Genomic DNA, 3,793 nt, shown 5'->3' with positions numbered 1-3,793 from the left:
TTTGGGGGATGTTGAGTTATTGGTTGCGGGGACAGGATTTGAACCTGTGACCTTCAGGTTATGAGCCTGACGAGCTACCGGGCTGCTCCACCCCGCGTTACCAAGACCGGCGCTGACGCCGTTTGCAGCCCGGACTTCTCCGTTTGTCCGGCCTCAAAAGCGAAGGTGCTTTTTCGGCTTTCGGACGGGGTGCTGCTCCACCCTTTTGTGGCAGGAGGGCATTGCTGCCATTGCCATTGTGCTTTTGGTATTGTCCAGATTACCCGGAATGTTTGCCAAAAGCAAAAAGGCCGCGTCCTGAACGTATTCTGGCGCGGCCTGATTGGTCTGTTATGTATTGTTGTGTGATTTGAGCAGCATTTTGTTGCGTTTAGCAGACCTGGCAGCGACCTACTCTCCCGCGTCTTGAGACGAAGTACCATTGGCGCAGGGGCGTTTCACGGCCGAGTTCGGAATGGGATCGGGTGCAGCCACCCCGCTGTAACCACCAGGTCAGCAAAGCGCAACAAAATGAAGAAGCTGGAATTGTTTGTCTTGATTGTTGGCGATGATCGATCTTGCGGGCATTTGCCCACAAGGCCGACTTGGCCGTCGCCGGTTGCCCGGCGCGCTGTCGCAGCGCCCGCACCAAAGGTGCGATAGGGCGCGTGAGACAATCTATTTCATCGCTTTGCGATGGATATGAGTAATGAGAATGATCAAGCCAATCGAGCTATTAGTACCGGTAAGCTTCATGCGTTGCCGCACTTCCACACCCGGCCTATCAACGTGGTGGTCTTCCACGGCTCTGATAGGGAATACTCGTTTTCAGGTGGGTTTCCCGCTTAGATGCCTTCAGCGGTTATCCCGTCCGTATATAGCTACCCTGCTATGCGGCTGGCGCCACAACAGGTCCACCAGAGATACGTCCATCCCGGTCCTCTCGTACTAGGGACAGATCCTGTCAATATTCCTACACCCACGGCAGATAGGGACCGAACTGTCTCACGACGTTCTGAACCCAACTCACGTACCGCTTTAAATGGCGAACAGCCATACCCTTGGGACCTGCTCCAGCCCCAGGATGCGATGAGTCGACATCGAGGTGCCAAACAACCCCGTCGATATGGACTCTTGGGGGTCATCAGCCTGTTATCCCCGGCGTACCTTTTATCCGTTGAGCGATGGCCCTTCCACGCGGGACCACCGGATCACTATGACCGACTTTCGTCTCTGCTCGACTTGTCAGTCTCGCAGTCAGGCGGGCTTATGCCATTGCACTCGACGACCGATTTCCGACCGGTCTGAGCCCACCATCGCGCGCCTCCGTTACTCTTTAGGAGGCGACCGCCCCAGTCAAACTACCCACCATACACTGTCCCGGATCCGGATAACGGACCGCGGTTAGACATCCATATAGGTAAGGGTGGTATTTCAAGGATGACTCCACGAAGGCTGGCGCCCCCGCTTCAAAGTCTACCACCTATCCTACACATGCCGACACGAATGCCAGTGTAAAGCTATAGTAAAGGTGCACGGGGTCTTTCCGTCTAACCGCAGGAACCCCGCATCTTCACGGGGAATTCAATTTCACTGAGTCTGCGTTGGAGACAGCGGGGAAGTCGTTACGCCATTCGTGCAGGTCGGAACTTACCCGACAAGGAATTTCGCTACCTTAGGACCGTTATAGTTACGGCCGCCGTTTACTGGGGCTTCAATTCAAAGCTTGCACCTCTCCTCTTAACCTTCCAGCACCGGGCAGGCGTCAGACCCTATACGTCGTCTTGCGACTTCGCAGAGCCCTGTGTTTTTGGTAAACAGTCGCTACCCCCTGGTCTGTGCCACCCTCCTCTACTTGCGTAAAAAAGGGTCACGCTTCTTCCGAAGTTACGCGTGCAATTTGCCGAGTTCCTTCAACGCAGTTCTCTCAAGCGCCTTGGTATTCTCTACCAGTCCACCAGTGTCGGTTTAGGGTACGGTCTATACGCGGGAGCTATTTCCTGGAACCGCCCCGAAGCCCCTCCAATCCAATAAGGAGGAACAACATACGCGATCCGTCACTACCCGCAGGCCCACGAATATTAACGTGGTTCCCATCGACTACGCCTTTCGGCCTCGCCTTAGGGGCCGGCTAACCCTGCTCAGATTAACTTTAAGCAGGAACCCTTGGACTTTCGGCGAGGGAGTCTCTCACTCCCTTTATCGTTACTCATGTCAGCATTCTCACTTCTGATACCTCCAAAGGCCCTCACGGGTCCCTCTTCAACGGCTTACAGAACGCTCCGCTACCACTTGCATTTACATGCAAATCCACAGCTTCGGTGTATGGCTTTAGCCCCGGTACATTTTCGGCGCAAAGACCCTTATTTAGACCAGTGAGCTGTTACGCTTTCTTTAAATGATGGCTGCTTCTAAGCCAACATCCTGGTTGTTTTGGGATCCTCACATCCTTTCCCACTTAGCCATAACTTAGGGACCTTAGATGGTGGTCAGGGTTGTTGCCCTCTTCACGACGGACGTTAGCACCCGCCGTGTGTCTGCCGATTAGTACTCTTCGGTATTCGGAGTTTGGTTAGGTTTGGTAAATCGGTGAGATCCCCTAGCCCATCCAGTGCTCTACCCCCGAAGGTATTCGATCGACGCTCTACCTAAATAGATTTCGCGGAGAACCAGCTATCTCCAAGTTTGATTGGCCTTTCACCCCTAGCCACAAGTCATCCCAATCTATTGCAACAGATGCGGGTTCGGTCCTCCAGTAAGTGTTACCTTACCTTCAACCTGCTCATGGCTAGATCACTTGGTTTCGGGTCTAATCCAACGAACTGAACGCCCTGTTCAGACTCGCTTTCGCTGCGCCTACACCTACCGGTTTAAGCTTGCTCGTCAGACTAAGTCGCTGACCCATTATACAAAAGGTACGCTGTCACCCAGAACAAATCTTGGGCTCCAACTGTTTGTAGGCATTCGGTTTCAGGATCTCTTTCACTCCCCTTGTCGGGGTGCTTTTCACCTTTCCCTCACGGTACTGGTTCGCTATCGGTCATGCACGAGTACTTAGGCTTGGAGAGTGGTCTCCCCATGTTCAGACAGGATTTCACGTGTCCCGCCCTACTCAAGGACTTTTGTTCGCATTACGTGTACGGGGCTATCACCCATTCTAGCCACCCTTTCCAAGGTGTTCCACTTGTCTCACAAAAGCCACTGGCCTGGTCCGCGTTCGCTCGCCACTACTTACGGAGTCTCGTTTGATGTCCTTTCCTCCGGGTACTTAGATGTTTCAGTTCCCCGGGTTCGCTTCTAACCCCTATGTATTCGAAAGTTAGATACCTTATTATGATATCTAGAAAAATGAATTGTTCTTCGAACATTCGTCCAACAACTCAAATTTTCTAGATATCTAAGGTGGGTTTCCCCATTCGGAAATCGTCGGATCAAAGGGTATTCGCACCTCCCCGACGCTTATCGCAGCGTATCACGTCCTTCATCGCCTGTGCATGCCAAGGCATCCACCAAATGCCCTTAAGACACTTGATCATTCTCATTGCCAATATCCATCCTTGCCTTAACGAGCATCTTGCACCTGTGGGGGATACCAACAGGCTGCTAAAACACCCAGCAACAATCGATTTGACAAAAAAGACCAGCTTCTTGAGATAAATTCGATGGCTCTGCGGTTAAGCGGCCAATCATAAGTCAGAGGCTTTTGATGAGCACCCCTGACGACATTACCCGGCGTTCATGGCCATAAGGCCGGCAGATCAGCACACAAAGGTGCAAATCCTTGAACATCCGGAATAATCCGAACTTATCTTCT

Annotated in this window: 1 tRNA gene and 2 rRNA genes; all 3 read right to left on the bottom strand. The window is 52.5% G+C overall.

The window, feature by feature from the left end:
* Positions 1–20: 20 nt before the first annotated feature.
* Positions 21–97, bottom strand: a tRNA-Met gene (locus V9K92_RS22695).
* A 280-nt stretch (positions 98–377) separates the two neighbouring features.
* Positions 378–492: ribosomal RNA gene (rrf, locus tag V9K92_RS22690) — 5S ribosomal RNA — on the bottom strand.
* Between the two features lie 202 nt (positions 493–694).
* Positions 695–3,513 (bottom strand): 23S ribosomal RNA (locus tag V9K92_RS22685).
* Positions 3,514–3,793: the final 280 nt, after the last annotated feature.

The organism is Phyllobacterium sp. CCNWLW109, assembly GCF_037203905.1.
Classification (GTDB): Bacteria; Pseudomonadota; Alphaproteobacteria; order Rhizobiales; family Rhizobiaceae; genus Phyllobacterium; species Phyllobacterium ifriqiyense.
This window is presented reverse-complemented; position numbering and strand designations above follow the sequence as displayed.